Here is a 3,535-nt window from a genome sequence, read left to right as displayed (position 1 = left end):
GCCGATATCGACGGGGGTGTACTCGTCCACGACCGACATCAGACGCTCGGCCTGGCCGCGCAGGGCGCCCTCATCGCGTGCCGACAGCATCCACGGCACCAGCCCCTCGCGTACCGGCTCGGAGGTCTCCTCCCGCTCCGCCACGGGGGCCTGCTCGATGAGGGCATGCGCGTTGGTGCCGCTGAACCCGAACGACGAGACACCCGCGCGCCGTGGTCGGTCCACCATGGGCCACTGGCGGTGGTCGGTGAGCAGTTCCACAGACCCTGCCGACCAGTCCACGTGCGAGGACGGCTCGGTGACATGCAGGGTCTTCGGCAGTACGCCGTGCCGCATCGCCATCACCATTTTGATCACGCCCGCGACACCGGCGGCGGCCTGCGTGTGCCCGATGTTGGACTTCACCGAACCCAACAGCAGAGGCTCACCGGTACGACCCTGCCCGTAGGTCGCCAGCAGCGCCTGGGCCTCGATCGGGTCACCCAGCGTCGTCCCCGTACCGTGCGCCTCCACCGCGTCCACCTCGGACGGGGCCAGACCCGCACTGGCGAGCGCCTGCCGGATGACCCGCTGCTGCGACGGGCCGTTCGGCGCGGTCAACCCGTTCGACGCACCGTCCTGGTTCACCGCCGAGCCCCGCACCACCGCCAGCACCGGATGCCCGTTGCGCTGCGCGTCCGACAGCCGCTCCACCAGCAGCATGCCGACGCCCTCGCCCCAGCCGGTGCCGTCCGCGCTGTCGGAGAACGCCTTGCAGCGCCCGTCCACCGCCAGCCCGCGCTGGCGGCTGAACTCGACGAACGAACCCGGCGTCGACATCACCGTCACACCGCCAACCAGCGCCGTGGAGCACTCGCCCGAGCGCAGCGCCTGTACCGCCAGGTGCAGGGCGACCAGGGACGAGGAGCACGCGGTGTCCACGGTGACGGCAGGGCCCTCGAGGCCGAAGGTGTAGGACAACCGGCCGGAGACCACGCTCGCCGCGCTGCCGGTCGCCGCGTACCCGCTCACGTCCTCGGCGGTCGAGCCCAGCAGTACGCCGTAGTCCTGCATGTTCGACCCCACGAACACGCCGACGTGCTCGCCGCGGAGCGATTCAGGGTCGATCCCGGCCCGTTCGAACGTCTCCCAGGAGGTTTCGAGGAGCAGTCGCTGCTGGGGGTCCATCGCGAGTGCCTCACGCGGCGAGATCCCGAAGAAGTCCGAGTCGAACTCCGCCGCGTGTTCGAGGAAGGCGCCCATGCGGGTATAGGAGGTGCCGGGGGCGGTGCCGGCGGGGTCGTACAGCGCCTCCAGGTCCCATCCACGGTCGGTCGGGAACGCGGTCACCGCGTCCCGGCCGGCCAGCAGGGCGTCCCACAGGTCCTCCGGACTCGTCACACCGCCGGGGTACCGGCACGCCATCGCCACGATCGCGATCTGGTCGTCGGTCGCATCGGGCACCGCGCCCGGGGTGGAAGGGGTGGGGGCGGCGCCCTCACCGGACAGCACGACCCGCAGGTGTGCCGCCAGGGTGGCCGCGTTCGGGTAGTCGAAGACCACGGTCGTGGGCAGGGCCACACCGGTCACTTCGCCGAGCCGGGCGCGTAGCTCCATCGCGGTCAGCGAGTCGAAGCCCAGGTCCTTGAAGGCGCGGGTCGCGGAGAAGGCGTCACCAGAGACGTGGCCGAGGACGGTGGCCGCCTCGTAGCGCACCAGCTCGGTCAGTTGCCGCTCCTGCTCGGCCGCGTCCAGGCCCGCCAGGCGCCGCGCGAGCGGGGACGTGCCCTGCTCGGCCGGGGCGTCCTCGGCGACCGTACGGAGTTCGGGCAGCTCGCCGAGGAGCGGGCTTGGTCGGCGCATCGTGAAGGTGGTCGCGAACGGCTCCCAGTCGACGTTCGCCACCACGGTGCACGCCGGGCCGACGCCGACCGCGTCGGCGAGGGCGCCCACCGCGAGGTCGGGCGGCAGCGCCACGAGTCCGCGCCGGGCGAGTTGCCGTTCCGCCTCGTCGTCGACCATGCCGCCGCCGGCCCAGGGGCCCCACGCGACCGCTGTCGCGGGCAGTCCCGCCGCCCTGCGATGCTCGGCCAGCGCGTCCAGGTAGGCGTTCGCGGCCGCGTACGCGCCCTGCCCTCCGCTGCCCCACACACCCGCGATGGAGGAGAACAGCACGAACGCGTCCAACGGTGTCCCGGCCAGCAGGTCGTGCAGGTGTCTGGCCCCGTCCGCCTTGACCGCCAGCACCTCCGCCAGCTCATCCGGTCCGAGGTCGGTGAGAGCGGCCGACCGCTCGATGCCCGCCGCGTGCACCACCGCGGTCAACGACGGAACACTCTCCAGCAACGCGGCCACCGCGTCCCGGTCGGCCATGTCACAAGCGGCGAACGTCGCCCGCGCCCCGAGTCCGGCCAGTTCGGTCTCCAGCTCCTCCGCTCCCTGCGCGGCCCGGCCACGGCGGCTCACCAGCACCACGTGATCAGCCCCGTGCGCCGCCGCCCAGCGCGCCACGTGACCGCCCAGCGCACCGGTACCACCGGTCACCAACACCGTTCCCCGCGGCGACCAACCCTCCGTGTAGGCGTCGTTCAGGGGGGCGGGCGTCAGCCTGCGGGCCAGGACCTGGTCGCCGCGCAGGGCGATCTGGTCCTCACCGGACGTTCCGGCGAGCACCGAAGCCAGCAGGTCACCGGTCGTGTCGTCCTGCGTCTCGGGCAGGTCGACCAGACCGCCCCAGCGCTCGGGGTGTTCCAGCGCGGCCACCCGGCCCAGACCCCACAGCGTCGACTGCCCGAACCCGGCGACCGCGTCCTCCGCGACCGCCGACACCGCACCCGCCGTCACACACCACAACGGCGCCCGCACGCCCACGTCACCGAGCGCCCGCAACAACCCGACGGTGGCAGCGGCACCCGTACTCGCATCGGCGAGGCCCAGCAGCGAGACCACGCCGCGCAGTTCGGGCAGCCCGGTCAGCCGCTCCGTCCAGTCGGCCGTCTCCGGATCCACGCCCAATACGTGCGTTTCCGCACCGGCGCGGAGCAGCGCCGCACGCGTCCACTCGGCACGGCCCTCACCGGCCGGCGCCACCACCAGCCAAGCCCCCTTCAACGAGCGGGGCCCCACCGGCACCGGCCGCCAGACGACCTGGTACCGCCAGTCGTCCACCGTGGACCGGTCCCGCTGTTCCCTGCGCCACGCGGACAGCTTGGGCAGCACCGCGCTCAGCGGATCGTCCGACGACACACCCAACGTGCCGGCGAGGTCAGCGGCGTCGCCCTCCTCCACGACCTCCCAGAACCGCGCCTCCACCGGCGACATCCGTCCGCCGCCCTCGGCGGTGGTCGGAGCGTCCAGCCAGTACCGCTCACGCTGGAACGCGTACGTCGGCAGGCCCACCCGCCGCGCGCCCCGTCCCGCGAAGAACGCCTCCCAGTTCACCGTCACGCCCCGGGCGTGCAGCGCGGCGACCGTGGTGACGAGGGCCGTCTCCTCCGGCCGGTCGCCCCGCAACGCGGGCAGGAAGACCGCGTCGGAGACGCTGTCCCGGCCGAGG

Annotated in this window: 1 protein-coding gene; it reads right to left on the bottom strand. The window is 73.2% G+C overall.

The annotated features are described in order from the left end of the window. Window positions 1–3,535 (bottom strand): SDR family NAD(P)-dependent oxidoreductase (locus KYY02_RS33390; protein WP_371244745.1); only part of this gene is annotated, 3,535 nt, incomplete at both ends.

The organism is Streptomyces pimonensis, assembly GCF_041380215.1.
GTDB classification, from domain to species: Bacteria; Actinomycetota; Actinomycetes; order Streptomycetales; family Streptomycetaceae; genus Streptomyces; species Streptomyces pimonensis.
Note: the sequence above shows the minus strand (reverse complement) of the source record. Positions and strands in the feature narration are given on the sequence as shown.